The organism is Anabaenopsis arnoldii, assembly GCF_028331025.1.
GTDB lineage: Bacteria > Cyanobacteriota > Cyanobacteriia > Cyanobacteriales > Nostocaceae > Anabaenopsis > Anabaenopsis arnoldii.
In genome coordinates, this window is record NZ_JAQMUH010000010.1 from 1 (window position 1) to 24789 (window position 24789).

24 protein-coding genes are annotated in these 24789 nt (G+C 42.1%); 12 read left to right on the forward strand and 12 right to left on the reverse strand.

Annotated features, from left to right (window positions below; translation table 11 throughout):
* The coding region (locus PN457_RS00850) for an ATP-binding protein (protein WP_271730691.1) at nucleotides 1-1034 on the forward strand (1034 nt) is incomplete at its 5' end.
* Nucleotides 1035-1036: 2 nt separating this feature from the next.
* Here the strand turns inward: PN457_RS00850 and PN457_RS18360 are convergent.
* Both PN457_RS18360 and PN457_RS18365 read right to left on the reverse strand, forming a co-directional pair.
* A complete protein-coding gene (locus PN457_RS18360) occupies nucleotides 1037-3283 on the reverse strand; it encodes a tetratricopeptide repeat protein (RefSeq protein WP_271730692.1) in 2247 nt (748 codons plus the stop codon).
* On the reverse strand, nucleotides 3198-3920 hold the full coding sequence (locus tag PN457_RS18365) for a protein kinase domain-containing protein (RefSeq protein ID WP_271730693.1): 723 nt from the start codon (nucleotides 3918-3920) through the stop codon (nucleotides 3198-3200). Before PN457_RS18365 ends, PN457_RS18360 begins: the two co-directional genes overlap by 86 nt.
* Before the next feature lie 375 nt (nucleotides 3921-4295).
* Between PN457_RS18365 and PN457_RS00865 the strand changes: the two genes are divergently transcribed.
* On the forward strand, nucleotides 4296-5564 hold the full coding sequence (locus PN457_RS00865) for an urease accessory protein UreH domain-containing protein (protein WP_271730694.1): 1269 nt from the start codon (nucleotides 4296-4298) through the stop codon (nucleotides 5562-5564).
* Nucleotides 5542-6162: a hypothetical protein gene (locus tag PN457_RS00870; RefSeq protein WP_271730695.1), complete on the forward strand. Its 621-nt coding sequence runs from the start codon at nucleotides 5542-5544 to the stop codon at nucleotides 6160-6162. Before PN457_RS00865 ends, PN457_RS00870 begins: the two co-directional genes overlap by 23 nt.
* Nucleotides 6163-6214: 52 nt before the next feature.
* On the opposite strand, the gene galE is transcribed toward PN457_RS00870, so the two are convergent.
* Nucleotides 6215-7219 carry a UDP-glucose 4-epimerase GalE gene (galE, locus tag PN457_RS00875; RefSeq protein ID WP_271730696.1) on the reverse strand — a complete coding sequence of 335 codons (1005 nt, stop codon included), beginning with the start codon at nucleotides 7217-7219 and terminating at the stop codon, nucleotides 6215-6217.
* Nucleotides 7220-7513: 294 nt separating this feature from the next.
* On the opposite strand from galE, the gene fraI reads away from it, so the two are divergent.
* Together fraI and PN457_RS00885 are read left to right on the forward strand one after the other, a co-directional pair.
* On the forward strand, nucleotides 7514-8254 hold the full coding sequence (fraI, locus tag PN457_RS00880) for a septal nanopore formation protein FraI (RefSeq protein WP_271730697.1): 741 nt from the start codon (nucleotides 7514-7516) through the stop codon (nucleotides 8252-8254).
* 221 nt (nucleotides 8255-8475) lie between these two features.
* Complete coding sequence (locus tag PN457_RS00885) at nucleotides 8476-10227, forward strand: ABC transporter ATP-binding protein (RefSeq protein WP_271730698.1); 1752 nt, start codon at nucleotides 8476-8478, stop codon at nucleotides 10225-10227.
* A gap of 56 nt (nucleotides 10228-10283) precedes the next feature.
* On the opposite strand, the gene PN457_RS00890 is transcribed toward PN457_RS00885, so the two are convergent.
* The gene (locus tag PN457_RS00890; RefSeq protein WP_271730699.1) at nucleotides 10284-11018 is read right to left on the reverse strand and encodes a DUF1995 family protein; all 735 of its coding nucleotides are present in this window, start codon (nucleotides 11016-11018) and stop codon (nucleotides 10284-10286) included.
* A gap of 304 nt (nucleotides 11019-11322) precedes the next feature.
* On the opposite strand from PN457_RS00890, the gene PN457_RS00895 reads away from it, so the two are divergent.
* Together PN457_RS00895 and PN457_RS00900 are read left to right on the forward strand one after the other, a co-directional pair.
* On the forward strand, nucleotides 11323-12537 hold the full coding sequence (locus tag PN457_RS00895) for a succinate--CoA ligase subunit beta (protein WP_271730700.1): 1215 nt from the start codon (nucleotides 11323-11325) through the stop codon (nucleotides 12535-12537).
* A gap of 121 nt (nucleotides 12538-12658) precedes the next feature.
* Nucleotides 12659-13543, forward strand: coding sequence for a succinate--CoA ligase subunit alpha (locus PN457_RS00900; RefSeq protein WP_271730701.1), 885 nt, complete (start codon nucleotides 12659-12661; stop codon nucleotides 13541-13543).
* Nucleotides 13544-13554: 11 nt separating this feature from the next.
* Here PN457_RS00900 and PN457_RS00905 read toward each other — a convergent pair whose 3' ends face one another.
* From PN457_RS00905 to PN457_RS00915, 3 genes are read right to left on the reverse strand one after another with little or no spacing between them, the layout of a single operon-like run.
* Nucleotides 13555-15396, reverse strand: a complete 1842-nt coding sequence (locus PN457_RS00905) for a tetratricopeptide repeat protein (RefSeq protein WP_271730702.1) — start codon at nucleotides 15394-15396, stop codon at nucleotides 13555-13557.
* 45 nt (nucleotides 15397-15441) lie between these two features.
* Nucleotides 15442-16227, reverse strand: coding sequence for an ABC transporter permease (locus PN457_RS00910; RefSeq protein WP_271730703.1), 786 nt, complete (start codon nucleotides 16225-16227; stop codon nucleotides 15442-15444).
* Nucleotides 16228-16230: 3 nt separating this feature from the next.
* Nucleotides 16231-16386, reverse strand: coding sequence for a hypothetical protein (locus PN457_RS00915; RefSeq protein ID WP_271730704.1), 156 nt, complete (start codon nucleotides 16384-16386; stop codon nucleotides 16231-16233).
* Between the two features lie 30 nt (nucleotides 16387-16416).
* Between PN457_RS00915 and PN457_RS00920 the strand changes: the two genes are divergently transcribed.
* Nucleotides 16417-17562 (forward strand): DegT/DnrJ/EryC1/StrS family aminotransferase, encoded by a 1146-nt coding sequence (locus PN457_RS00920; protein ID WP_271730705.1) that lies wholly within the window; start codon nucleotides 16417-16419, stop codon nucleotides 17560-17562.
* 145 nt (nucleotides 17563-17707) lie between these two features.
* Here PN457_RS00920 and PN457_RS00925 read toward each other — a convergent pair whose 3' ends face one another.
* From PN457_RS00925 to PN457_RS00935, 3 genes are read right to left on the reverse strand one after another with little or no spacing between them, the layout of a single operon-like run.
* On the reverse strand, nucleotides 17708-18109 hold the full coding sequence (locus PN457_RS00925) for a hypothetical protein (RefSeq protein ID WP_271730706.1): 402 nt from the start codon (nucleotides 18107-18109) through the stop codon (nucleotides 17708-17710).
* 35 nt (nucleotides 18110-18144) lie between these two features.
* Nucleotides 18145-18504 (reverse strand): hypothetical protein, encoded by a 360-nt coding sequence (locus PN457_RS00930; RefSeq protein WP_271730707.1) that lies wholly within the window; start codon nucleotides 18502-18504, stop codon nucleotides 18145-18147.
* A 47-nt stretch (nucleotides 18505-18551) separates the two neighbouring features.
* Nucleotides 18552-19415: an ATP-binding protein gene (locus tag PN457_RS00935; RefSeq protein WP_271730708.1), complete on the reverse strand. Its 864-nt coding sequence runs from the start codon at nucleotides 19413-19415 to the stop codon at nucleotides 18552-18554.
* A 185-nt stretch (nucleotides 19416-19600) separates the two neighbouring features.
* On the opposite strand from PN457_RS00935, the gene PN457_RS00940 reads away from it, so the two are divergent.
* Complete coding sequence (locus tag PN457_RS00940) at nucleotides 19601-20989, forward strand: NB-ARC domain-containing protein (protein WP_271730710.1); 1389 nt, start codon at nucleotides 19601-19603, stop codon at nucleotides 20987-20989.
* Here PN457_RS00940 and PN457_RS00945 read toward each other — a convergent pair.
* Together PN457_RS00945 and PN457_RS00950 are read right to left on the reverse strand one after the other, a co-directional pair.
* Nucleotides 20986-21144: an element excision factor XisI family protein gene (locus PN457_RS00945; protein ID WP_271730711.1), complete on the reverse strand. Its 159-nt coding sequence runs from the start codon at nucleotides 21142-21144 to the stop codon at nucleotides 20986-20988. The two genes, PN457_RS00940 and PN457_RS00945, sit on opposite strands and share 4 nt — an antisense overlap.
* A 126-nt stretch (nucleotides 21145-21270) precedes the next feature.
* Complete coding sequence (locus PN457_RS00950) at nucleotides 21271-22023, reverse strand: DUF561 domain-containing protein (protein WP_271730739.1); 753 nt, start codon at nucleotides 22021-22023, stop codon at nucleotides 21271-21273.
* A gap of 125 nt (nucleotides 22024-22148) precedes the next feature.
* Here PN457_RS00950 and PN457_RS00955 point away from each other — a divergent pair, with 125 nt between their 5' ends.
* The 3 genes from PN457_RS00955 to PN457_RS00965 all read left to right on the forward strand — a co-directional run bounded on the left by PN457_RS00955 (nucleotide 22149) and on the right by PN457_RS00965 (nucleotide 24748).
* Entirely contained in the window at nucleotides 22149-22280 is a 132-nt protein-coding gene (locus tag PN457_RS00955; RefSeq protein WP_271730712.1) for a hypothetical protein, read from the forward strand.
* 91 nt (nucleotides 22281-22371) lie between these two features.
* Nucleotides 22372-23235, forward strand: coding sequence for a Tab2/Atab2 family RNA-binding protein (locus PN457_RS00960; protein WP_271730713.1), 864 nt, complete (start codon nucleotides 22372-22374; stop codon nucleotides 23233-23235).
* Between the two features lie 199 nt (nucleotides 23236-23434).
* Complete coding sequence (locus tag PN457_RS00965) at nucleotides 23435-24748, forward strand: TldD/PmbA family protein (RefSeq protein WP_271730714.1); 1314 nt, start codon at nucleotides 23435-23437, stop codon at nucleotides 24746-24748.
* Nucleotides 24749-24789 lie beyond the last annotated feature (41 nt).

The following is a 24789-nucleotide window of genomic DNA, read 5'->3' on the forward strand; positions in this document are numbered from 1 at the left end:
TAATTGGGATGCGAGATGTACGTGATTACAAGGTAGCTTCTGGCGGTAGTGATAGATTAAATACCTCTAGCGCCTTTAATATCAAGGTGCGGTCTCTGACTTTAAATAATTTCACTTTAGAAGATGTGAAAAGTCTGTATGAGCAACACACCCAAGCCACAGAACAAATATTTACCCCCGAAGCCATTAACCACGCCTACGATTTAACCCAGGGTCAACCTTGGTTAGTCAATGCTTTAGCTCAGGAAGTTACAGAGTATTTAGCAGAAGACGTAAATATCCCCATCACAGTAGACTTAATCAATCAAGCCAAAGATATACTAATTCAAAGGCAAGACACCCACTTAGACAGTTTAGCAGAGCGACTGCGGGAAGATAGGGTAAAAGCCATTATAGAACCTATTTTATCTGGGGAAGAATTACCCAACACCCCAGAAGACGATCGCCGTTATCTGTTAGATTTAGGTTTAGTGATTCGCAGTAAAGAAGGTGGGTTAAAGGTAGCTAACCCCATCTATCAAGAGGTCATCCCCAAGGTGTTATCCCAGGGTACTCAAGATAGTTTACCCATGATTCAACCTAGTTGGTTAACACCCACAGGGGAGTTAAACCCCCAAATCCTATTAGAAACCTTTTTAGACTTTTGGCGACAACACGGAGAACCATTATTTAAAAGTACCCCTTACCCAGAAATTGCGCCACATTTAGTATTAATGGCATTTTTACACCGCGTGGTTAATGGTGGTGGTAGCTTAGAGCGGGAATACGCCATTGGCTCCGGGAGGATGGATATATGTCTGCGTTATGGGGATGTAGTCTTAGGGATGGAATTAAAAGTATGGAAACAGGGTAAACCCGACCCCTTACAGCAAGGATTGGTACAATTAGATAAGTATTTATCAGGACTCAATCTAGATACGGGATGGTTAATCATATTTGACCGTCGCCCCGATTTACCCCCCATCAGCGATCGCACTACCACCGAAATAGCTCTAAGTCCCAAGGGGAGAAATATTACAGTCATTCGGGGGTAGGTTTAGATTTGTTGACGGTGGTCGGTGAGCGGAGTCGATAGCGATAGCGTGGCGTTAGCCATACCGTTGACGGTTGACGGTTGACGGTTGACGGTTGACGGTTGACGGTGAAAGACAAGAGCACGAATAGCGCGATTGTAGTAAGCATTAGCATAATTAGGATCAATCGCAATGGCTTTGTTATAATCAGCCAGCGCTAAATCCCATTTCTGCTGGTTATAGTAAACAAGACCGCGATTGTAGTAAGCTTCAGCATAATTAGGATTAAGTTTAATAGCTTGGGTGTAATCAGCCAGAGCTAAATCCCCATGGTAAAGAATACCGCGATTGTAGTAAGCTTCAGCATAATTAGGATCAATCGCAATGGCTTTGGTGTAATCAGCCAGAGCTAAATCCCGTTTCTGTTGGTAATGGTAAAGAATACCGCGATTGTTGTAAGCCTCAGCATAATTAGGATTAAGTCTAATAGCTTGGTTATAATCATCCAGCGCTAAATCCCATTTCTGCTGGTTATGGTAAACAAGACCGCGATTGTAGTAAGCCTCAGCATAATTAGGATTAATTGCAATAGCTTGGTTATAATCAGCCAGAGCTAAATCCCATTTCTGCTGGTTACGGTAAACAAGACCGCGATTGATATAAGCTTCAAAGGTCAAGGTTTCTTCTAGGTCATTGGGCGATCGCCACAGTTTGATAATGCTGTTGGGATTAGTGAGAAATAAACCATAACGCGTATAAGCATAAATCTGAGTTGCTATTAATCCCACTATGGCGCTAGTAGCTAATAATATTTTTACCCTATGGGGATTAGGTGCGGGAGTGGTTACAGGTTGGCTCTGGGGTGCAGTTGTCTTCACCGAAGTAGTAGAAAATGCCCCAAGCCACAGTTTGATAGTCTTGTCCTTACTCCCACTAGCCAGGGTTTGACCATCCGGGCTGAATGCTACAGACCAAACCGAGCTAGAATGACCGGTGAGGGTGTGGCGAACCTTACCTGTGGTCACATCCCACAGTTTGATAGTCTTGTCATTACTCCCACTAGCGAGGGTTTGACCATCCGGGCTGAATCCTACAGACCAAACCCAGTCAGAATGACCGGTGAGGGTGTGGCGAACCTTACCTGTGGTCACATCCCACAGTTTGATTGTGTTGTCATCACTCCCACTAGCCAGGGTTTGACCATCCTGGCTGAATCCTACAGAATTAACCGAGTTAGAATGACCGGTGAAGGTGTGGCGAACCTTACCTGTGGTCACATCCCAGAGTTTGATAGTGTTGTCATCACTCCCACTAGCCAGGGTTTGACCATCTGGGCTGAATCCTACAGACCTAACCAGGCTAGAATGACCGGTGAAGGTGTGGCGAACCTTACCTGTGTTCACATCCCACAGTTTGATAGTCTTGTCATCACTCCCACTAGCCAGGGTTTGACCATCCTGGCTGAATCCTACAGACCGAACCCAGTCAGAATGACCAGTGAAGGTGCGGCGAACCTTACCTGTCTGCACATCCCAGAGTTTGATAGTGTTGTCCCCACTCCCACTAGCCAGGGTTTGACCATCTGGGCTGAATGCTACAGACCTAACCCAGTTAGAATGACCAGTGAGGGTGTGTAGCTCTCTACCTGTCCTCACATCCCACAGTTTGATAGTCTTGTCATAACTCCCACTAGCTAGGGTTTGACCATCGGGGCTGAATCTTACAGAATAAACATAGCTAGAATGACCGGTGAGGGTTCTGGGTGAAAAGTTACCACTGGGTGAAGTTGTAACTTTTACTGATGGGGATGTTTGAGTCGTTCCACTGGTTACAGGTTGGCGCTGGGGTGCATAATTAGGAGGAGGGGGCTGGACTCTCACCCTCCCCGGAAAAATCTCAACGCCAATTTTACTAACGCGATCGCACCAATAGCAGCTACCATAACTTTGGCTATAGTAATGACTGTCAATCTGCTTACAGAGTATTAAACTTTGACTAGCAACTCTTAAGGCCTGGAACCATTCCTCGGCACTGGGGCGTAAATCAGGATTTTTATACCCATCATTAAAGCATCTGAGAAAACAACTTTTTACCTGTGGATGGAGAATTTCTAGGGGTATGGTTCTATCTACGGGTTCTAGTAACTGATGGTGAGAATATAGCCATATACCCCGACGGATATATTCACCGGGTTCTGGCGGTTCCCCTGCACCTTTCCACCTCCCTGCATACAGACTTTGACCACTGAATAATAACTGATATATAATCAATCATCCCCAAGCGAAATCGGTCATGGATTTCCGTTTGCTCAATGGTTGCAAAGTCCTGACCAATTAACTCCGGTGGTGTGTACTCAGGGGTTCCCACCAAACAACGGTAAACTTTACCAGTTTCAGGATGACGCACCTGAAAAGAATCTGTATCAATAATTGAAGGTAAAGCCTGATCATTGACTAAAATATTTTGCGGCTTAATATCACCTAATACATACCCTTTTTCGTGTAATGCCCCTATAATTGAGGCAATATTCCGGGCTGTGTAATGGAGAAACCGCCAATCAGCGGGTAGTTTACATATTTTGTTGCGACGTGTGGGGTTGTACACATCATAAATTTCTTTTCCCCCCCGAATTTCCCCCATTAAGAACCCCACCAAATCACCCTGAGCATTTTTGAGGACTGACCGAGGCCAAGCGAAAGAAATATGATTAATGTGGCGATTTGGATCAGGGGGTGGATAGTCGAGCATCACCGCTAACTTTTGCATTCGTTCCGGTGTGGACTGGTGATAAATTTTAGCTAAATAACCACTGTGATCAGTCCGCCAAACTTTAGCCTCACCACTATTAGCCAGTTCAGTCAGGAGATTAATTGATTTACCGGTACTAGCACAAATTAGACGGGTCATAAGAGGAGTTACTTGGATGGCTGGGTTAATCAAGACAGCCACAAATACGGGATTCTTTACGAAAATCTCAGCCTAGCTTTTCTAGTTCCGTGAGCTTGTTGATATTCCAGGGAAGGATCTGCCTAATCGTCAACATAATCAAATACATGATCTTCGAGTCACACAGATCCCCGACTTCTGGACAAATTATATGAGATTATTTCAATTATGTAAGAAGTCGGGGATCTTACGCCCCCTCCAAAGATACCCCATAGCACCAACCAACCTAATATATTCTCTCACCCCGTCAGCCAAGTTTGACAGCTCGTCTTTTGACAAATCCCAGAACTTACGGTAAGTTTCCGCACTAGAAGAGTGCCTGCGGAATTTATCATAATGCTAGATTTGTCACTGATCACCATCCTGGGGTTACTGGGCAGTTTTGGGCATTGCTTTGGGATGTGTGGCCCTTTAACCGTGGCCTTTTCCCTATCTCAGCAGCCAAGAACAGGAGCAACAGTTTCCCCCCAACTGACACCAGAAAAAAAAATACCCAATACCTGGCGACAACAATTAAAATTTCATTTCCTGTTAAACTTAGGGCGAATGTTCAGCTATGCCCTAGTTGGTGCTGGTATAGGGTCTCTGGGTTCTGTCTTACTCCAAGGTGGTCAGTTTGCCGGTGTAGGTAGTGATTTCCGGCGTTGGATGGCAATTATTACCGGATTAATGCTGATTTGGTTTGGTTTAGGACAAGTAACACCGGATTTACTACCGCGCATCCCCGTATTACATCCGTTACTCAAAGGAAGTTTACATGAGCGTCTGAGTCTAGGGATGCTGCAACTTTCCCATCAAAACAGATGGTGGACACCCATACTTTTAGGCATGACCTGGGGTTTAATGCCCTGTGGTTTCTTATATGCTGCTCAGATTAAAGCTGCGGAAACAGGCAATTTATGGATGGGTGCTGCCACCATGCTAGCTTTTGGCCTGGGAACCCTACCCACTATGCTAGGTGTGGGTGTTTCCACCTCCTTGGTAAATAAAGACCAGCGCAGTCAATTATTTCGCTTAGGCGGCTGGGTAACACTCACCATTGGCGTACTAACTTTGTTACGGACTGGCGACACCATGGTAGATTATACTGGACACGCCGCCTTACTCTGCTTAATCTTGGCACTAATTGCCCGTCCTATAAGCCGCCTGTGGGCTTCACCCTTGCGTTACCGTCGCGGTTTGGGTGTGGGTGCTTTTGTCCTGGCTGTGGTGCATACCACCCACATGATGGCACATTCATTGCAGTGGCAATTGGCAGCGTTCTGGTTCTTACCGCCGGATTTTCGCTGGGGTATGGCTGCGGGTGCTGCAGCTTTAGTGTTAATTACCCCCGCCGCCTTGACAAGTTTTGAATCACTGCAAAAATATTTGGGTAAACTTTGGCGACAGATTCATCTATTGAGTTTACCAGCTTTACTTTTAAGTTCTATTCATGCTGTATTGATTGGTTCCCATTATTTAGGTTCCTTGCAGTTAACATGGGGCAATCAATTAGCGGTAGTATTACTAGGAACTGTTACCGTGGGCGTGTTATTGGTGCGCTCAAGTTGGTTTTGGTCAAAGTTAAATATACAAAAGTTTTATGTACCCCCAAGCAAATCCTAGTTACTGGTATGGTAACAAACCAAGAATTATCTATTACTTGTTATTTTTGACTTGCTTAGTTATATCAATAATTACAGGTCATCCTCTGTTTGCTCATCAAGTGCAAATAGCTGAAGATGTGGGTGCTACTCTCCACATGGAACCAAATGACCAGCCTCGTGCTGGGGAACTTACCCAAGCTTGGTTTGCTTTGACTCGTAAAGGTGGTCAGGTGCTTCCTTTGACAGAGTGTGATTGTGAATTATTGATTTATGCTCAACCTTATGTACCCGGAGAACCAGCCCTCATAGCACCCGATTTAGAACCGGTGACGGCTGAACGTTATCAAGGTATTCCCGGTGCTGAAATTATGTTCCCTAAGCCAGGACGGTATCAGCTACAGCTAATCGGTAAACCTACCACTGAGGGCAGTTTTAAACCATTTAAATTTGAGTTTGACGTGACTGTAGCTAGGGGAACAGCTATAAATGCAGTCAAACAAACCAATAATACACCCACTCAAGATGTGAATGTCAGGTCACGGTTAAGTATTACCGTGCTAGGCCTGGTAATTGTTATGACTTTGGCTATTGGATTTATGATACTTCGGGTAAGGTAACCTCAAGAGGAGGTATTGCAATACCTCCTAGAATATTCCGAAAACCCTGTAATTACATATACATATGTCGCTGTTGATGCCACTGCCAAGCATGAGTGACAATATCTTTAATCCCAGGGTATTGAGGTTGCCAATTGAGCATTTTTCTGGCTTTCTCACCACTACCAATCAGAGAAGGGGGATCACCGGGGCGGCGATCGCATTCTGCCACTGGTATACTCATACCAGTAACTTCTGCTGCGGCTGCAATCACTTCTCTGACGGAGAAGCCATTACCATTACCCAAGTTAAAAACTTCGCTCTCCCCACCCTCTAAGAGATATTGCAAACCCAAAACATGGGCATCTGCCAAATCACTGACGTGAATATAATCACGAATACAAGTACCATCAGGGGTGGGGTAATCCGTGCCAAAAATAGAAATAGAATTTCTTTTACCCAAAGCTGTGAGCAGCACCAAGGGGATTAAGTGGGTTTCTGGTTGATGATCCTCCCCTAGTAAGCCACTCGGATGAGCACCAGCTGCATTAAAGTAGCGAAACCGTACTGACTTCAAACCATAAGCCACATCAAAGTCAGAAAGAATCCGCTCTACCATCAGCTTACTAGCCCCATAGGGGTTAATGGGGTTTTGGGGGTGGTTTTCCGGTATAGGTACGATTTCCGGGACTCCATAGGTCGCACAGGTGGAAGAGAAGACAAATTTTTTAACAGATGCAGCCAGCATCGCCTCTAACAGCGTCAAAGTACCCATAACATTGTTACGGTAATATTTAGCCGGGTCAGTCACAGACTCACCTACGTAGGCATAGGCGGAGAAGTGCATAACAGCAGTAATATTGCGGGTTTTAAATAAGGCATCCAACAAAGGGCGATCGCCTGTATCCCCCACTACGAGTTCTACCTGCAACACCTTTTCCACCAAATCTTGATGCCCATAAACCAGATTATCAAGTATGACAACTTCATAACCCGCTTGCTTAAGAGCCAATACAGTATGAGAACCAATATATCCAGCTCCCCCCGTTACTAAGATGCTCGGCCTTGCAGAAGACATAGTTTTTCCTTGGGAATTGACAACCATTCAATTAATTTAGTTTACTGATGCCACATTACCCATCCGAAAAATGACAAATAATAGAGGCAGTATGAAAAAATTGGACTAAAATCACTACGAGGTCTTAGGCTGGGTGTATTTGCTCTCAAGTAATAGTACGATTACAATTTGACGATAAAATACATCTTCTGTCGGTGAATCTCTAGACTGATCATTACGTGTATGTCAGTTACTCATGGGGGAAACTCCTATTTGAAACTGGCTTACAGCCCCAAAAAATTTGAGAGTTAATCTATGTTTCTATTACTAAGCCGAGTACTGCTATGGCTGCTGATTGGCACTGTTGTATACTCCTTGTTTCAGAGGTTTTATCCTTCGGGAACCTTTATCGGGAGATTAGTTTTAGTCGTTGTTTTGATTGTCATAGCCTTGTCGTTTATTAACCCTAACGAACCAGCTGTGGCATCTTTGTGGAAGGTAGTATCATTTCCCCTCAAGCCTTTGGGCGCTTCTATTTTACTAATGATGTTTGCCGCCCAGAAGATTAAGGGGGGCGGGATAGAAAAACCAGGCGGTTATTTGCTCGGTTGGTCGCTGACAATTTTACTGTTGGCAAGTACACCAGCGATCGCCTACTTTTTGGTCAGGGTACCCATAGCAACATTAGGATATACCAACTTAGCAACACAGGAATTTATTCAGGATTCTAGAGTAGTTTCATCCATGAGACCCAATACTAATTCTGTAGAGGCTCTGGTGGCATTGCGACCAGCAACTGCACCCCCGATAATTTCTGATGTGGTGGGGAATAATATCTTGTTCAATCAAGAACAAAGTCATACAAATATAGCCTTTAATTCTTTGGGTGTGAATGTTTCACCTTACCTAGCCCAAACTCGTCCAGACAGCACTCGCGGCTTGCGAATTGAGGACTTTGTACCCAGTGCGGAAACCCTGCAACTGACAACCCAAGTATGGGAAAGTTATCTCAACCAGATTTACTTTTTCTTGCGTGGTGACCAAGCACCTCGCTAAAGCTGAAAGTGCAAAAATAGGAATCACCGAATAATGAACCACAGATATTTGATCATATTTATCCGTCAGCATCTGTGGTTTAATCTGAAAAATATTGACTTGCTGCTTGATTGGCTTCTCTATTCGCTAAAGTAGGATAGGGCGGATTGCTGAAATTCCCATAACATCAGAGATTTATCAGCAGTTGATCCCCAGGATAATTAAGTTGCAATATCGCTTTAATGGCAGAATCTCGACGACTGGCTAAAATCGGTGCTTATTTACGTCCCCATTGGCGGGAAACTACATTAGGCATTCTTGCTTTATTATCTGTCAATGGGCTGGGTGTTTATATTCCCTGGTTGATTCGTTCAGCCATTGACCAACTTTCGGCTAGCTTTAATTTCAACCAAATATTATATTATGTAGTCCCAATTGTCTTGCTCACTTCCGCCATGTGGCTCATCCGTATGGCTTCGCGGATTTGGCTGTTTGGGGTGGGGCGACAGGTAGAATTTGACCTGAAACAACGCATTTTTGAACACCTACTCAAGCTGGAACCCGCTTATTTTGTCACTAATACTGCTGGAGATTTAATTAATCGGGCCACCAGTGATGTAGACAACGTGAGGAGGTTGGTGGGTTTTGCTGTACTGAGTTTAGCAAATACTATCTTTGCCTATGCTCTCACCCTACCAGTAATGTTAAGAATTAGTGTCAATCTTACACTGGCTTCTTTGGCTGTGTATCCTTTCATGTTCTGGTTAGTACATCTATTTAGCAATCGTCTCCGTAAGGAGCAAGCTGTAGTACAAGAAGAACTATCCGACATCAGTGAACTAATTCAAGAGGACATTAGCGGTATTGCTCTAATTAAAATCTACGCCCAAGAAGACAATGAGCGTCGAGCTTTTGGTCAAAAGAACCAGCAGCTATTGGCGGCTAACCTACAACTGGCTAAAAGCCGCAATATACTGTTTCCTTTAATTGGTGGTTTAGCTAATCTCAGTTCTCTGGTAATCATCTGGCTGGGAAGCTTACAAATCTCTACGGGAACTCTGGCTGTAGGAGATTTTTTGGCCCTGCTGATTTATGTAGAACGTTTAGTGTTTCCCACAGCTTTATTAGGTTTTACGATTACAGCTTATCAACGTGGTGAAGTGAGTATTGACCGCCTGGAGTCTATTCTGTCTGTAACACCGAAAATTCAAGACGCACCGGATACTGTACATTTGCCCAAGAATGAGATTAAAGGAGAAATCAGGGCCATTAATCTCAGCTATACCTACCCTGGTGCCAGTACTGCGGCTTTAGATAATATCAGCTTTACTATTTTTCCTGGGGAAACACTGGCCATTGTGGGGGCCATTGGTTCTGGTAAATCAACTTTAGCTAATGCCTTACCGCGTTTGTTAGATATTCCACCGGGGCAATTGTTCCTCGATGATGTCGATATTACTAAGATATCATTGGCGGATTTACGTCAGTCCATCGCCTATGTTCCTCAAGATAGTTTTTTGTTTAGCACTACAATTAAGAATAATATCCGCTACGGTGACCCAGTCGGTGAATTACAACTCATAGAGGATGTTGCTAAAATAGCCCAAATTGATGGCGAAATTAGGAATTTTCCCCAGGAATATGAAACCATTGTGGGGGAGCGGGGTATAACTCTTTCTGGAGGTCAACGACAACGTACCGCCTTAGCTAGGGCGATGTTGGTGGAGGCTCCAATCCTAATTTTAGATGATGCCCTTTCCAGTGTAGATAATCAAACTGCTACAAAAATTATACGTAATCTTACCAGTAAAGGCAGTCGCAAAACCATAATTTTCATCACTCATCAGCTATCGGCGGCGGCGACGGCTGACCGGATTTTTGTGATGGATAAGGGCAAAATTGTCCAAATAGGCAATCACTCAGAACTATTGCAAACAGATGGTCTTTACAAAAAATTGTGGCATCAGCACCAGGTAGAAGAGTTACTACATTGAATTTCAACCACAGATACAGACAATCTACATCTGTGGTTGATTTTTCTGATTTCAGATTAACTACTCAAAGCCTTCAAGAAGCGTTGTAAACTCTTCAACACACTCGGCTTTTTCGGCGGTACACCATCCTGAAGTGTTTGTGGTTGTCCTTGGATGACAATCATATCCAACTCATCACCTGTTGGTCTTTTGGGTAATTCCGCCACTTTTTCATACTCGCCATTTGTTTCTACCCAGACCTCCCATAGTCCAGGATAGCAGCGAAATACAGCAGTGGTATCATCCACAGGACGCAGGTAGTAACAAGATTCAATGGTACTAATAAAACGCTGGCGGGTTTGCCTAGCTGTATAACCAATACCCACAACCCCTGAATCTTCCAGGCGGGGATTTAACATCACAAAAGGTCGATCGCCTATCTCTTCGCATAACTTTTCCACCTGGGGAACTTCTACAGAGGAGGGGGAAATAAATAAGAAAATTTGATCATCTGGGTGAATTTTCGATTGTAGGGAGGCCGCCCTACCTGTACCGATATCCAAAATTGTAAATGGTGTATCCTGCCAATCACGGTTAGCCAGGGCCGCAGCACCAGCATCGGCAAAGAAAACTTTCAGACGGGAATCATATTTGGCAAACACCGGCAAAAATTCCGCCGCCACGGGCATCAGTTTTAGTTCTGGGAACAGAAAATCAACTTGTAAGCGAGTGTACCCGTCTGTAAGGGCGGCTTGGGTGGCCATGCGAGATTGAGCGATGGCTTCTTCCAGACTTTTGGGAAGTTCAGGCATAGTTTATATATGAATCTAGCTTCTACTTCCATTGTTTCAGTCTTTTTGGCAACGGCAACACCAGAGTTTTTTACTTACTTACTAAATTAATGAGTAAATAATAACTTTTTATAGTACAGTATTCATATTCCCATCTAAAAAAATACATTGGCATTCTGGATATAATCCGATAGAATTAATACATAATGAATAAATTACTTTAAATAACACGAAAGCAGCTTAATTATGTAATTCTAGTGCTATGAACAGTTAAAACCAGCACCGAGAAAATGCTTTTGGAAGTGTAAATATAGGGTGCAAGTATATGGAGCTATTGGAGTACCAAGTTAAAGAGTGGTTTGGGAAAATAGGCATTCCCGTATTGCCTTCCCAACGAATTGACCATCCTACAGATTTGAAAAGGTTAAAAATTCCCTACCCGATTGTACTGAAGTCCCAAGTATACACGGGAGAAAGGGCGAAAGCTGGTGGGGTGAGGTTTGTAGAAACAACAATTGACGCGATCGCAGCGGCACAGACTATATTTAATTTGCCAATTTGGGGCGAGTTACCGGAAGTTATACTAGGAGAATCCCAGTATATAGGGGAAAAAGAATTTTATCTAGCAGTAGTCTTAGATACTGCTGTGTGCCGACCAGTGCTTTTAGGCGGCACGGAAGCGGATATCGACTGGGAATCCCCAGGGCAAAAAATGCATCACGTTGTGGTTGAACAGGAATTTTCTGCTTTCTATGCGCGGCGACTGGCGTTAAAAATGGGTTTACGCGGAAAATTAATCCAGTCTGTCAGCTCTGTAGTTGACAAAATGTATCAGTTATTTATCCAAAAAGACTTGGATTTGGTGGAAATTAGTCCCTTAGCCGTAAATGCTTCAGGTGAAGTTATGGCTCTCAATGGTAAAGTCAGTATCAATGAACGGGCCATCGGCCGCCATCCAGATTTGGAGGAAATAGCCGTAAAAACAGCTAACCGTCATGGTAGAAGTACCATCAACCCTCAGTTAGGTAATTGGGATGGTTTAGAACTGCATGGTAAAATTGGCATTTTGGCTAATGGTACTGGTTCCATGATGGCTACCTTGGATTTAGTCACTAGTGCAGGTGGTAAACCTGGTAGTTGTCTGAACCTGCGCCATGCTTTGCTCACAGATGTTTCACCGACAACTTTCTGCGATCGCCTTGCTAAAGGCTTAAATTTTTTAGCCGCTGACAAGAGTGTTCAAGTTATACTACTAAACCTAATCGGTGGTGTAACTGAGACCAAGGAAGTAGCGCAAATCATTAGCAATTTTATGCAGCAGGACAACCGCGAAGTTCAATCAGCAAGTGTAGCTTGTAGCACCAAAACTCGCCGAGGACATCATTTTCCGCGTTTGGTTGTCCGCATTGCTGGATCTGAGTTCGCTGCGGCTCAAAAATTGTTAGGGCGATTAAATACTAAACCTGATGCTCTGATAGTACTGGAAAATTTAGATGAGGCAGTGGCAACATCTGTGAGTTTTACCAAACGTGATGGGTAAAGCCTTTGGTTTTTTCTGGTTTACTTACTCATGAGGTCAGAATTTTTTCACCACAGATGTAGAAGCTCCTGTAGGGTACACAGATGAACACAGATAATTGCTAAAGCTACTAAAATGTTTTATGAACTTAACACCAGATAGTAAGGTATTAATTGAGGGCTTTTCTGAATTTATTTCAGCAAATCATATTGCTCAAATGCAAGCTTATGGTACAAATTTGGTTGCTGGTGTCAATCCCGGATGTGGTGGACAGCAACTGTACAATCTGCCAATCTTCGATTTAGTGGAAGAGGTGGTGGAAGAATTCGGCGCAATTGATACAGCAATTATCTGCGTACATCCGTACCAAGTTTTAGATGCAGCCTTAGAAGCGATCGCCTCTCATATCAGTCAGATAATTATCATTTCAGGTGGGGTACCACCTTTGGATATGGTGCAATTACTCCGTCATTCAGAAGCGGGTGAAACCTTGATAGTAGGTCCCAACAGTCCGGGAATTATCGTACCGGGTAAAATTCTTTTGGGTACTCAACCCAGTGAATTATATAGACCAGGACCGGTTGGTATCGTTAGCCGCAGCAGTACCCTCACATACGAGGTTGCTTGGGAACTAACTAAAGCTGGTTTAGGGCAATCCATTAGTGTGAGTATTGGTAGTGATGCGATCGTCGGTTCATCCTTTCTGCAATGGCTGCAAATTCTCGATGAAGATGAAACCACACAAGCGATCGTTTTAGTCGGTCAACCCGGTGGCGATAGTGAAGAAGCAGCAGCAAAGTATATTGCTGAAGCCATTGATAAACCAGTCATTGCTTATATTGCAGGTAGACACGCACCAAGACCAAAAAATTGGCGACAAAGTGGCACCTTGGCTACAGTTATTGGACGTGAGCCTAATTTTGGCACCGCACAAAGTAAATTAGCTGCTTTTGAAGCCGCAAAAGTGACTGTTGCTGAACGTCTTTCTCTGATTCCAGAATTGGTTAAAAAGGCGATGAAGTCTTGATTGAGTAAATATCACATAGTTTCCTCGTACCTTCCTAACAATTGGCGGATGTAATCATATCCATCCACACCAATAATCGCAATCATTTTGGTGCGATTTTGCTGTAGTAGATGTTGGAAAGCTTCGTCTCCTATTTGACCCCGTAAAATTGCCAGTAACCCTGCTGGTTGTCTCCATTCACTAGAAGCAATTTGCTCTAACAGATACATTCCTAAGCTACCAGTATAAATAGCTTTTTCTGAGTTTTGTAAGTTATAATAAGCTTCAGATAAGTAAGCTAAATTCCGACCCTGGAGATATAAATCTCCAGCAACTTGGGCTGTCTTAAACCCATTTTCTAAATAGGGAATTGCCGCGGATGATTGACCGATAACTAAATAGGCAATACCTAAGCTACTAAAACATAGGGCTTTACTTTGAATATCGCCCAATTGTTCTGATAACTTTAACCCTTGTTCTAAATAATTAATAGCTGTTTCATAAACCTCTGTTTCTCTTTGTTCTAGCTGTTGCGCCTCCATAACTTGGCTGTAACCTAAATTTACCAGCGCATTGGCTTGTGCTGTCCTTTCCCCTCCTTGGCGACTCAGCATTAATGCTCGTTGACTGTAGTTAATGGCCTGAGCATAATTTTTCTGTTGTACATAGGTACGACTCAGGTGGTTGAGATTGGCCAGTTCACAGGGGAGGTCGCCGGCGTTTCTAGCGATCTCCAGTGCTTGCTGGTGAAACGCAATAGAACGCTCATATTGTCCTAAAGCCCGTTGTGAATAGCCTAAAAGGGTGATAATTCTAGCTTTTTGCTGATTTCCCTCTACTCGTCGCAGTGGTTCATCGAGATAATCCAAAGCATCCCGTAAGTAACCACCAGAAAAAGAGGCAAAAATGCCACCATACAGGGGAAAATAGGGACGCTGGGCAAAGTGGCGCAGGATCTGGAGCATAACTTGAGAGCAGCCATGACTGTATATGGGTTGATGATTAAAACCAGTTGCTAACTGGCTCCAAATGACTGCAAAGGTTAAAAATGTAGAAATCGATAACTTTGATCCTGCTTGGACGTTGTAAGCCTGTTGGTCAAACCAGTTGACTAAACCTCGTTGCAGGTATTGTAAAATTAATCCTAGTTCTACCCAGTCACTCAGGCTGATACGCCCTTGCTGTTGTGCAAATTCCCACACAGATTGTTCCCTTGCTAGGGCGCGAAACAGTGCTTGACATACATTACTATTAACCTGCTTTGCCCAAGTTGCCCAAGGACCACTTTCTGTGGGAACCCCACCAAAACCTAATTGTTGATTGCTTTCATACATCCAGCTAACTAGGTGATCTTGCAGTCGTTCCCAGTTAGCTAAACCGCAGGTAATTCCCTGGGATATTTCCTGTAAGTCAGTATCTACCTGAGCAAATTGTTGTAAACCGCTGGCTAACTGCTTTGTTGACTGTATATTTAGTGGTTGCTTTTGATTGGGGTCGATAACACGTAAAAAAATCGTCAGACGTTCATCTGTAGCGGCCGTGGTAATTTCTTTAATTGCGCTTGCGATCGCTTCTGTGGTTTGATAGTGCTGGGAATATCTTTGCCATTGAGTTTGAATAGTTTTCACCGCTCTCAATTTGCGGTTGGCTTTGGCTTTTTTGAGTTCATCTGTTTGAGTATCCACTTGGCTTTGAATGCTACTGAGGCGATCGCTCAATACTAGTTCAAATATTTCTCCGGTTCCCGCCTTAATTTTTTTCTGCAATATTTGATATACCATTTCTACAGAGCTAATTTTGCCCTGGAGGGTAGATTCCACAATTTCATCAATTAAAGCGAGATAGCTATCCCGTATTGGCACAGATTCAGACACTTTAGCTCCTGGGGAAGGTAAACCCCTATTCTAACAAAATCGCCATCAATCCCCAGGGGTCACCAACTGGGCAGCAGAATTAAAGAACTGACGATATAATCCTCTGGTGACTAAAATACTTGTCAGCAAGTTAGCCATGGCCACCATAAAGATAATTACAATTTCGTAGTATACAGCATCAAGGGGACTAATTCCGGCGATTAACTGTCCCGTGGTGATTCCCGGAATAGCCACCATACCCATGAGCATCATTTGATTGAGAGTTGGTAAAAATGCGCTTCTGATGGCTTGTTTCCGGTATTGGCTAACTGCTTGGTGGGGAGTCGCACCTAAGCTCAAGTGTGTTTCTATTTCCACATACTGTGAGTTCAGAGTGCTAACAAGACGTTCCCCGGCGATCGCCGCTGCATTCATCGCATTACCTAATACTATCCCTGCTAGAGGAATTACATAACGGGGTTCATACCATCTGTCCGGTTGAATAATCAAGAAGTTAGTATAAATAACCGTCAAAGCTGTACTAATTAAAATTGCGCCCCATACCAAAGGTAAAACCAGGGGAATTTTCACACTGATGCGATTTCTGGCCACCATAGCTGTAATAGTCAAGATTACTGCTAAAATCGCCAAAACTCCCCAAACATTATCCAAAGCAAAGATGAAGTCTAAAACGTATCCTAATACGAGTAGTTGTAAGATAGTTCTACCGGTAGCCATGGCTAAGTTTAACTCTAGTCCTAACCTTTCCCAGGTAGATAAACCGATAGCTATAGCCATCAATCCCACCGCAATCACTAAATCAACCAAATCCAGCTTAATTAAATCCTGCATAGGTTATTCATCTCCCACAGCCTGACTGCTTAATAATGGTATTCTTAACCATACAATAATTCCAGTAAAAACCCAGCTTTGATGGGTATCCGTGGCGACATCTTGACCAAGTTGTTTGATAAAATTGAACAAGCGTAAAAATTGGCTGTCCCAGTGCATCCTTTGTATTTTCAGAGCAAATGAAAACTTATGATCCAGAGCCTAAATTCCGTCCCTGCCTTTGATATTCAGCACCAATACGCTACCATTGCAGCAGAAGTGAGTGCTGCGGTTTTAGAAGTTTTAACTTCTGGGCGTTATATTGGTGGCCCTGTAGTAGAAAGCTTTGAGCAACAGTTTGCTACCTATCATGGGACTAATCATTGTATAGCGTGCAACTCAGGTACTGATGCTCTCTACTTAGCTTTACGAGCTCTGGAAATTGGTACAGGTGATGAAGTGATTACCACACCTTTTACCTTTGTGGCCACGGCTGAAGTTATTAGCGCAGTGGGTGCAACACCAATTTTTGTGGATATTGACAGTAATACTTTAAATATTGACTTGCAGCAAGTAGCAGCAGCCATTACACCTAAAACCAAAGCCATTATCCCAGTGCACTTATTTGGTCAACCGGTAGATATGACAGCACTCATGGCCATCGCTAAGTCTCACAATTTAGCAGTGATTGAAGATTGCGCTCAAGCCACAGGTGCAACCTGGGATCATCAAAAAGTTGGTAGCATAGGAGATATTGGCTGCTTTAGTTTCTACCCTACTAAGAATCTCGGCGGGTGCGGTGACGGTGGAGCCATTACTACCAATGATCCTCAACTAGCAGCAAAATTACGGATACTCAAAGAACATGGGCAGAAAAATCGCTATTACTACGAAGAAATTGGTATAAATAGTCGCTTAGATAGTCTGCAAGCGGCTATTTTGCAAATTAAACTCCGTTATCTTGATACTTGGAATCACCAACGACGGGCGATCGCCGCTTATTACCAGCAGTTTCTCAGTCAAATTCCAGATATTATTGTCCCCCAAGAACTACCCAGGGGGTTGAGTGTATGGAATCAGTATACTATTCGCATTTCCAGCACTGGGGGAATAGTGCGCCCCAACTACCGAGACTGGGTGCGGGGTCAACTCCAAGAACGGGGGGTAAATTCCATGGTTTATTATCCCCATCCTTTACATTTACAGCCAGTATATCAATATTTAGGCTATCAGCCGGGACAATTACCAGTAGCTGAGTTAGCTTGTAATCAGGTGTTATCTTTACCCATGTTCCCAGAACTCACCCAGTTACAGCAAGACCAGGTGATTTATGCTCTGAAAGACAGCTTGGGGTAGAGAAGTATTACTCAGAGGTTGTTTGATAAGTTTTCAACAGGTAATTTTTATCACATCATTACCCCATTTAATTCATTAAATCCAGTCACCTTTCCCTTATCAAGGGAAAGGTGAGGGTGGGGTCAAACAATAGTTGATACACTAATCATGACTTGACAAACATCCTCAGTTCAACACGCCCTTCCTTTTGTAGTTCTTCTAAAATGTCAGAGGGAATATTAATTACTCGTTTAACTTTTGCATCAATTGTGTTGAAAAAAGTCTTATCATCTTTCTCAGTATATGTCCGAATTTCCATTAAGTTACGTTCATCATCCAAGATAAGACGACTGCCAAGAACTTTATCACCCCTGGATTTCATATCTCTGTGTATCTGTTTTACATCTTCTTCAATTAATTCAAAATTTAACAATCCGTTTTTAACACAGACTAAGCTAAAAGTTTCGTTTGATCCTTCCTTAACTGCGTCTGCAAGTTGCTTAAGGATGCTTGTAATATTGTTGCATAGCTTACTAAACTTCTCTTGAAGAATTTCTTGTTTATCCATGATTAACTATCTCCTAAGTTTGCTGTTGCATAAGTTTAAGTCTCATCTTTAGTTTGCTGTTGCATAAGTTTAAGTCTCATCTTTTCGTCAAGTTGATTATCCAGGTCAGAAGGAATTTGATCACGAGTAATTTCTTGCCGTTTGACATGACGAGTTGTAGCACCAGTGTAAATATTTCGAGACAAAACTTCTATTTCCCTATAAATAAGAGTTTTTTCTTTTACAAGATAAACAACTGCATCTGATGTAACTTCAATTGCATAATTTATGGCATCAAGGATATAGCCTAGCATTCGACTAGCCCATTCCTTTATTTCATCCCAAAAATAACCAACAGTCGATCGAGCCAAAAAGCTTCCTATAATGATTCCCCAAGTAATTGGACCAATTGGCATAAAATTTTTTCTCCATGATTTTCTAATTTTGATACAAGCAACTAACATTAATTAGCTTCGCGTAACAATACTTTTCTCTTGTGCCTATTTTTTATTTCATTGTAAGTTTCAATCTCTTCTCTTACTAAAGCCTCATCAATGCTTTTTACCTTTCCAGTCAGTAGTTTCAAGCCTAATTTAATAGTGATATTTTTGATATCACCACCACAAAGACCATCACTAATATTTGCGAGATCCTCATAACTTACTTCTTTGGGTACTTTTTGCGATAGATGAAATCTCCATAACTGTTCTCTCATTGCTAAATCTGGAGCTAAAAACTGTATATTGAAAAGTATCCTTCTCAAAAAAGCCTCATCATAGTTATCAAAAAGATTTGTTGCAAACACAATAATCCCATTGAATTTATCAAGGAGAGTAAGCAAGGTACTTTTGGCTGAGTTCACACCATGATCAGCAGCTTGTGATAGATTAGAGATTCTTCTACTGAGAACAGCATCAGCTTCATCAAAAAATAGTAAGCTTTTTGTTTCTTCTGCCAGTTTGAAAACTGATGCTAAGTTATCAGATGTTCCTCCTACAAAAGAAGATTCCAGTTCACCATAGTTAACTTTAATGATTGGCATTTCAAGTTTACGAGCAATTGCCTCGGCAGTTATACTTTTACCTGTACCTGGTATGCCAAAAAAGTTAATGCTCAAAGCACTTCCTGTTTTCAGAAACCGATTAAACTCCCAATCATTCAAAAGTTTATCTCTGTTTTTTATGTAAGCAACCATCTGGTCTATTTGCTCAAGGGTGCTTTTGGATAGTGCCACTTCTTCAAGTGTCCACTTCGGCTGCTCTACTAAAGTCTGCGCTTTTTCTTGCTTCTTTGACTTGTCGCTCTGTTTGACAATTTCATACTTCATATTCAAACTTATTGCATTTGACTAAAATACACAATGCCAGAATTTAAGTATTTTCAACAATCTGATAAAATCTGATTTAATCGGTATTTCTATTACAAAATACTAAGAAAAAAACCGGAATAGTTCGGAAAAAAGGGGATCACATTTAGCTATAATGGTTAAAAACCATACCATGTATAGCTTTTATGACTGTAAACGAAGTTGTAAAATTTGTTGATCAGATAGTCTTTGATAAAACTGGAAAGCATCTAGATGATATTCAAACTGCTGTAATTGCAGGAACATGGGAAAGACAAACCTATGATGATATTGCACAAAAACACAATGTTACTAAAAATCATATAGGTGATGTAGGTTCTGAACTATGGCAACTTTTATCTAAAGCATTAGGTGAAGATATTAAAAAAAATAATTTTCGTTCTACATTAGAAAGAGTATATATTAAATCATCTGAAAATTCTAATATCTATAATATAAATGGTAGTAATAATTATTTTTATCATCCACAAACACTAACTCATCCTAATAGACAAAATCAAGAACCTAATACAAATAATCAACCTAAATTATCTTACCATGATCTCACCCTAGCACCCCAAATCATCAAATTTCACAACCGAGAAACCGAACTGCAAACCCTAACCCAATGGATATTAAACCAAAACACCCGCTTAACCTCCATCTTAGGAACATCAGGAATAGGTAAAACCACCCTAGTAAAAAGATTCATAGATTTAAACATCGATAAATTTGAAATCATTATCTGGAAAAGTTTAAAATATCCCAAATCTCTAAATTTACTGATTGATGATTTATTGCAAGTCTGTAAACAAGAACCTGAAAAAAATCTAGACGATAAAATCAAACAACTATTTAATATTCTCACCAACAACAAATGTTTAATCATCCTTGATGATATCCAAAACCTCTTTATTCCTGGTAAACTTGCGGGAAAATATCAACCAGAATATCAAGATTATCAAACCCTATTCAAACTTGTTACAGAAACCCAACATCAAAGTAATATTATATTAATTAGTCAAGAACAATGTCCAGAAATGGAATCTTTAGATCCAGAATTATATCCCATAAAATCTTTAGAACTTTCAGGTTTATATCATCCCGATATTCTCCAAAATACGGGATTAAAAAATCAGGATATTTGGTTAAATTTAATCAAATTATATGCAGGTAATCTAATGCTTTTAAAAAGTATTACCGTCTTAATCGCTAAAAATTATGATGGTGAAGTAGCTGAATTTTTAGCAGAGAATACTTTACATATTACCCAACAAATGCAGTCTTATTTTCAAGAGACTTTTAACCGTTTATCACCTATAGAACAACAAATAGTATTACAACTGAGTAAATTTGAAAAACCTATTTCCCGAGAAGAATTAAGACAAAGTTTAATACAAAAAAGTTTAACGCAAAACTTAAATTTATCCTCAGTTGATTTTAATAACGGTTTACAATCTTTACAACAACGGTATTTAGTACGTAAACAGAAAGAAGATAAAGTCATGTTTTCATTATCTTCCGTTTTTCGGGAATATGTGAGAAATTTAAACTAGATCCCCGACTTCTTTCCTGTATAAACAACCTGATAATGATCCCGTTCCTTGTCAAAAATCAGTTGCGTTTCTACCTCATGATCCGATGGACTTCCCTGAGCATATTCAGTTAATAAAGTTTGGATATATGTACGATATTGTTCTATTTTTTCCATGTTACAATCACCTCGGTGAATTGTAGAACTTATTTGAGTCCTACCTAGTCCATGGCCTCAGCGCTGCTGCTTTAGCAGCAACGCATGGGTACAGATGCAATTATTCCCTGAGAATCAGATCTGAAATTAAATAATTGCTCTGGTGTTAGCACTAGCTAAAGCTTCAACTAAACCCCGCACCGCAGCAATCATCGCCACTTCACTGTTAAGTTGATTAATTGCAGAACCAACACCAACCCCAGCAGCACCAGAAGCTATAGCTAAAGGTGCGGTGACGCTGGAAATACCGGAAGCACACAGTACAGGTACACAAACAGCGCGGGAAATTTCATAAGCTGCGGCTAAAGTGGGGGCGGCTTTTTCAATTAACCCCAAAGTTCCAGGGTGTGTAGGTTGACTGCTGGTACCGCCTTCGGTTTGGATAATATCTGCGCCCGCCTTGACTAGTTCCTCTGCTAGATGTACTTGTTGATCTAGTTCTAGGATGTGGGGAACTGTCACAGATAGGGTAATTTCTGGTAACAGGGCGCGGGTTTGGTGAGTCAGTGCTAAAACTTCCTCAGCGGTAAATTTCCGTCCTTGGGCGTAAAAACTATCAAAATTACCAATTTCAATTAAATCAGCACCAGCGTTGACCGCTAAGACAAATTTTTCTGGTTCAACTGCTGATACACAAACCGGTAAATTAATCAAGTTTTTAGCCATCTGGACTAAATCAGCATCGGCGGCGATATCGACAAAAGTCGCACCACCCAGTTCAGCTGCTTTGATAGTAGCAGCTACGCGATCGCGATCAAAGTTATTCAAGCCGCTAATAACTTTGAGTACACGGCGGTCAGCAAAGGCACTTTGGAGAGTAGAATGGGGATAGATTGTCATAGTTTTTCTATTCACGAATAAATCAGACCTATTTTAACGTTACTGAGTTACTAGTAATCGGAGATCCGGGAAAATCCCCTGTTTGCCCAACAAAAAACTTTACCGAGGTTTTAGAGATCGGGGTCATGACTGACATTAGCGCGATCGCAGTTTCTTCGGGAACCATTGGTAAACTCCAAGAGTGGTTAGTTTCAAGTTTTGCAGCCCAGGTATTGCGTCAAAGCAGGTATCCTGTAAAGTTTTTCCCTTGGACGTGATCACTAATTACTCGACTGGTTTGCACCCCATTCCCTCTTAAGATAAAAATATCAAAAAATATCAAGTCGCCAGAATTTTACGGAACCAAACATGAGTAGTATTTGGGAAATTGATTTTTACTCTCGTCCAATTTTAGATGAAAAGCAGAAAAAAGTTTGGGAAGTCTTAATATGCGAAAGTCCGTCGGATATTCGCACCAAACCGGAATCTTTATTTCGTTATGCCAAGTATTGTCCCAGTACTCAGGTAAATTCGGTTTGGTTGCGGACTGCGTTACAGGAGGCCATTGACAAGGCTGGGGAAGCACCAATCAAAATCCGCTTCTTTCGCCGTCAAATGAACAATATGATCACTAAAGCTTGTCAGGATGCGGGTATCCCCGCTCAAGCTAGCCGCCGGATTTTAGTTCTCAATCAATGGTTGAAACAGCGAATGGAGGAGGTTTATCCTCAAGAACCCGGATATCAACAGGGAACCAATGCATCGGTGCGTTTAGACAGCCCTTTACCCCAACGGTTACCCGATGCTTTAGAGGGCGAACAATGGGCATTTGTTAGCCTACAAGCTGCTGAATTTGCTGATATGCCAGAGTGGGATATTGGTTTTGGTGAGGCTTTTCCCTTAGAACTGGCCAATGTCTCCCCAGAAACTCGCATTCCCGGTGTGTTAATTTTTTCACCCAGAGCCTTACCTATAGCGGGGTGGATGTCCGGTTTAGAGCTGGCTTGCTTGAACTTTGACACTAAACAAGGGCAAAGATTAATTTTAGAAACTGGTGCTACTGAAAGTTGGATTTTGGCTAATATCAACAACCCCCAAACTTTAGCAGAAGCCAAAGGTTACGAAAAAGCCAAACAAGAAGCTAATGGAGTGCATTTTATTGGTGTCCAGTCTGATCCTCAAGCAGAATCTTTTACCGGATTTTGGCTGCTGCAAAATTTAAATTTGGGCTAATTTAAATCTGGGCTAATTGGGGGGGGGATTTTTGACCAACGAAAAAACATAATATCAGTATATATTCATACAACCAGATAATTTTAGCAAAATTTTCTCGGTGCAGACAACGCGGATAGGTACCAATGATTTGGGATAATTATCTGCGTTGATTCATTTGCTCGCTGACAAATCCAAACACGACAATTGATCGAGGGTCATGGGTTCTGAAAATTTCTCACAAGACACCCTAGCAGAACATCTGCTAGAACTAGCTATTAAATCGGGAGCGGAAGCAGCAGAGGTCTATCAGTCGCGATCGCTTTCTCGTCCTGTCTTTTTTGAAGCTAACCGTCTCAAACAGGTAGAAACCAGCGAATCTGAAGGTACAGCACTACGACTATGGCGCGATGGGCGACCGGGACTAACCGTAGCTTATGGTTGTGTCTCTCCACAAGCAATGGTAGAACGCGCTCTAGCCTTAAGTCGTATCAGTATACCGGAACCAGTAGATTTAGTCAATAATTATCGGCCAAATTACCCAGATATAGGTCACTCTGTATCCTTAGAAGTATTAGTAAATTGGGGGAGAGAGGCGATCGCTCTCATCCGTGATGTCTATCCCGATGTGCTTTGCAACAGTGACTGGGAATGTGATGTGGAAACTACCAGACTTTGTAATAGTGCAGGTTTAGATTGTTACTACACTGACACTACTCTCAGCTCCTACATGGCTGCGGAATGGGTCAAGGGCGATGATTTTTTGAGTGTGGCTGATGGAGAAACCCAGAGGGATATTCTGCACCCGCAAAAATTAGCTGATCAAATTTTACAAAGATTAGATTGGTCTATAAACAACGTCCCACCCCCCATGGGTAGGGTTCCCGTCTTGTTTACCTCTAAGGCTGCTGATATGCTTTGGGGAACCGTACAAGCGGCTTTGAATGGTAAGCGGATTTTAGAATTAGCTTCCCCCTGGGTAGAACGCCTAGGTCAACAAGTCATCTCCCCTAGTCTCACCCTCTACCAAGATCCCCAAGCAGGTCCCTATAGTTGTCCTTTTGATGATGAGGGTATTCCCACTAGTACTGTAGTTTTTATCCAAAACGGAATTTTACAGAATTTCTATTGCGATCGCACCACAGCCAACAAACTGGGTATTAATACCACCGGTAATGGGTTTCGTCCTAGTTTTGGCAGTTATCCTAGTCCTGGCTTATTTAATTTCTTGATTCAACCTGGTTCGGCATCGCTACAAGAACTAATTCATCAAATGGATGAGGGATTAATTGTAGATCAAATGCTCGGTGGTGGCAACGGTATTTCTGGTGACTTTTCCATTAATGTTGATTTGGGCTATCGGGTCAAAAACGGTGAGATCATTGGGCGTGTTAAGGATACCATGGTGGCAGGTAACGTTTACACAGTTCTCAAACAACTAGTAGCATTAGGTAGTGACGCAGATTGGAATGGGTCTTGTTATACCCCATCCTTGATAGTAGAAGGATTATCTACAATTGGTAAAGTGTATTGAAAAACCATGATTAGATTTAGCCAGGGGTTCCACTCTCCTGG

Bases quoted from the DNA above. Each gene is read 5' to 3' on its own strand.
- PN457_RS00910 (WP_271730703.1), bottom strand. From the start codon at position 16,227: ATGCAGGATTTAATTAAGCTGGATTTGGTTGATTTAGTGATTGCGGTG.
- PN457_RS00920 (WP_271730705.1), top strand. From the start codon at position 16,417: ATGATCCAGAGCCTAAATTCCGTCCCTGCCTTTGATATTCAGCACCAA.
- PN457_RS00965 (WP_271730714.1), top strand. From the start codon at position 23,435: ATGGGTTCTGAAAATTTCTCACAAGACACCCTAGCAGAACATCTGCTA.
- PN457_RS00945 (WP_271730711.1), bottom strand. From the start codon at position 21,144: ATGGAAAAAATAGAACAATATCGTACATATATCCAAACTTTATTAACT.
- PN457_RS00940 (WP_271730710.1), top strand. From the start codon at position 19,601: ATGACTGTAAACGAAGTTGTAAAATTTGTTGATCAGATAGTCTTTGAT.
- fraI (WP_271730697.1), top strand. From the start codon at position 7,514: ATGTTTCTATTACTAAGCCGAGTACTGCTATGGCTGCTGATTGGCACT.
- PN457_RS00870 (WP_271730695.1), top strand. From the start codon at position 5,542: ATGTACCCCCAAGCAAATCCTAGTTACTGGTATGGTAACAAACCAAGA.
- PN457_RS00950 (WP_271730739.1), bottom strand. From the start codon at position 22,023: ATGACAATCTATCCCCATTCTACTCTCCAAAGTGCCTTTGCTGACCGC.
- PN457_RS00935 (WP_271730708.1), bottom strand. From the start codon at position 19,415: ATGAAGTATGAAATTGTCAAACAGAGCGACAAGTCAAAGAAGCAAGAA.
- PN457_RS18365 (WP_271730693.1), bottom strand. From the start codon at position 3,920: ATGACCCGTCTAATTTGTGCTAGTACCGGTAAATCAATTAATCTCCTG.
- PN457_RS00955 (WP_271730712.1), top strand. From the start codon at position 22,149: ATGACTGACATTAGCGCGATCGCAGTTTCTTCGGGAACCATTGGTAAA.
- PN457_RS00900 (WP_271730701.1), top strand. From the start codon at position 12,659: ATGAACTTAACACCAGATAGTAAGGTATTAATTGAGGGCTTTTCTGAA.
- PN457_RS00960 (WP_271730713.1), top strand. From the start codon at position 22,372: ATGAGTAGTATTTGGGAAATTGATTTTTACTCTCGTCCAATTTTAGAT.
- galE (WP_271730696.1), bottom strand. From the start codon at position 7,219: ATGTCTTCTGCAAGGCCGAGCATCTTAGTAACGGGGGGAGCTGGATAT.
- PN457_RS00890 (WP_271730699.1), bottom strand. From the start codon at position 11,018: ATGCCTGAACTTCCCAAAAGTCTGGAAGAAGCCATCGCTCAATCTCGC.
- PN457_RS00895 (WP_271730700.1), top strand. From the start codon at position 11,323: ATGGAGCTATTGGAGTACCAAGTTAAAGAGTGGTTTGGGAAAATAGGC.
- PN457_RS00885 (WP_271730698.1), top strand. From the start codon at position 8,476: ATGGCAGAATCTCGACGACTGGCTAAAATCGGTGCTTATTTACGTCCC.
- PN457_RS00915 (WP_271730704.1), bottom strand. From the start codon at position 16,386: ATGCACTGGGACAGCCAATTTTTACGCTTGTTCAATTTTATCAAACAA.
- PN457_RS00930 (WP_271730707.1), bottom strand. From the start codon at position 18,504: ATGCCAATTGGTCCAATTACTTGGGGAATCATTATAGGAAGCTTTTTG.
- PN457_RS00925 (WP_271730706.1), bottom strand. From the start codon at position 18,109: ATGGATAAACAAGAAATTCTTCAAGAGAAGTTTAGTAAGCTATGCAAC.
- PN457_RS00865 (WP_271730694.1), top strand. From the start codon at position 4,296: ATGCTAGATTTGTCACTGATCACCATCCTGGGGTTACTGGGCAGTTTT.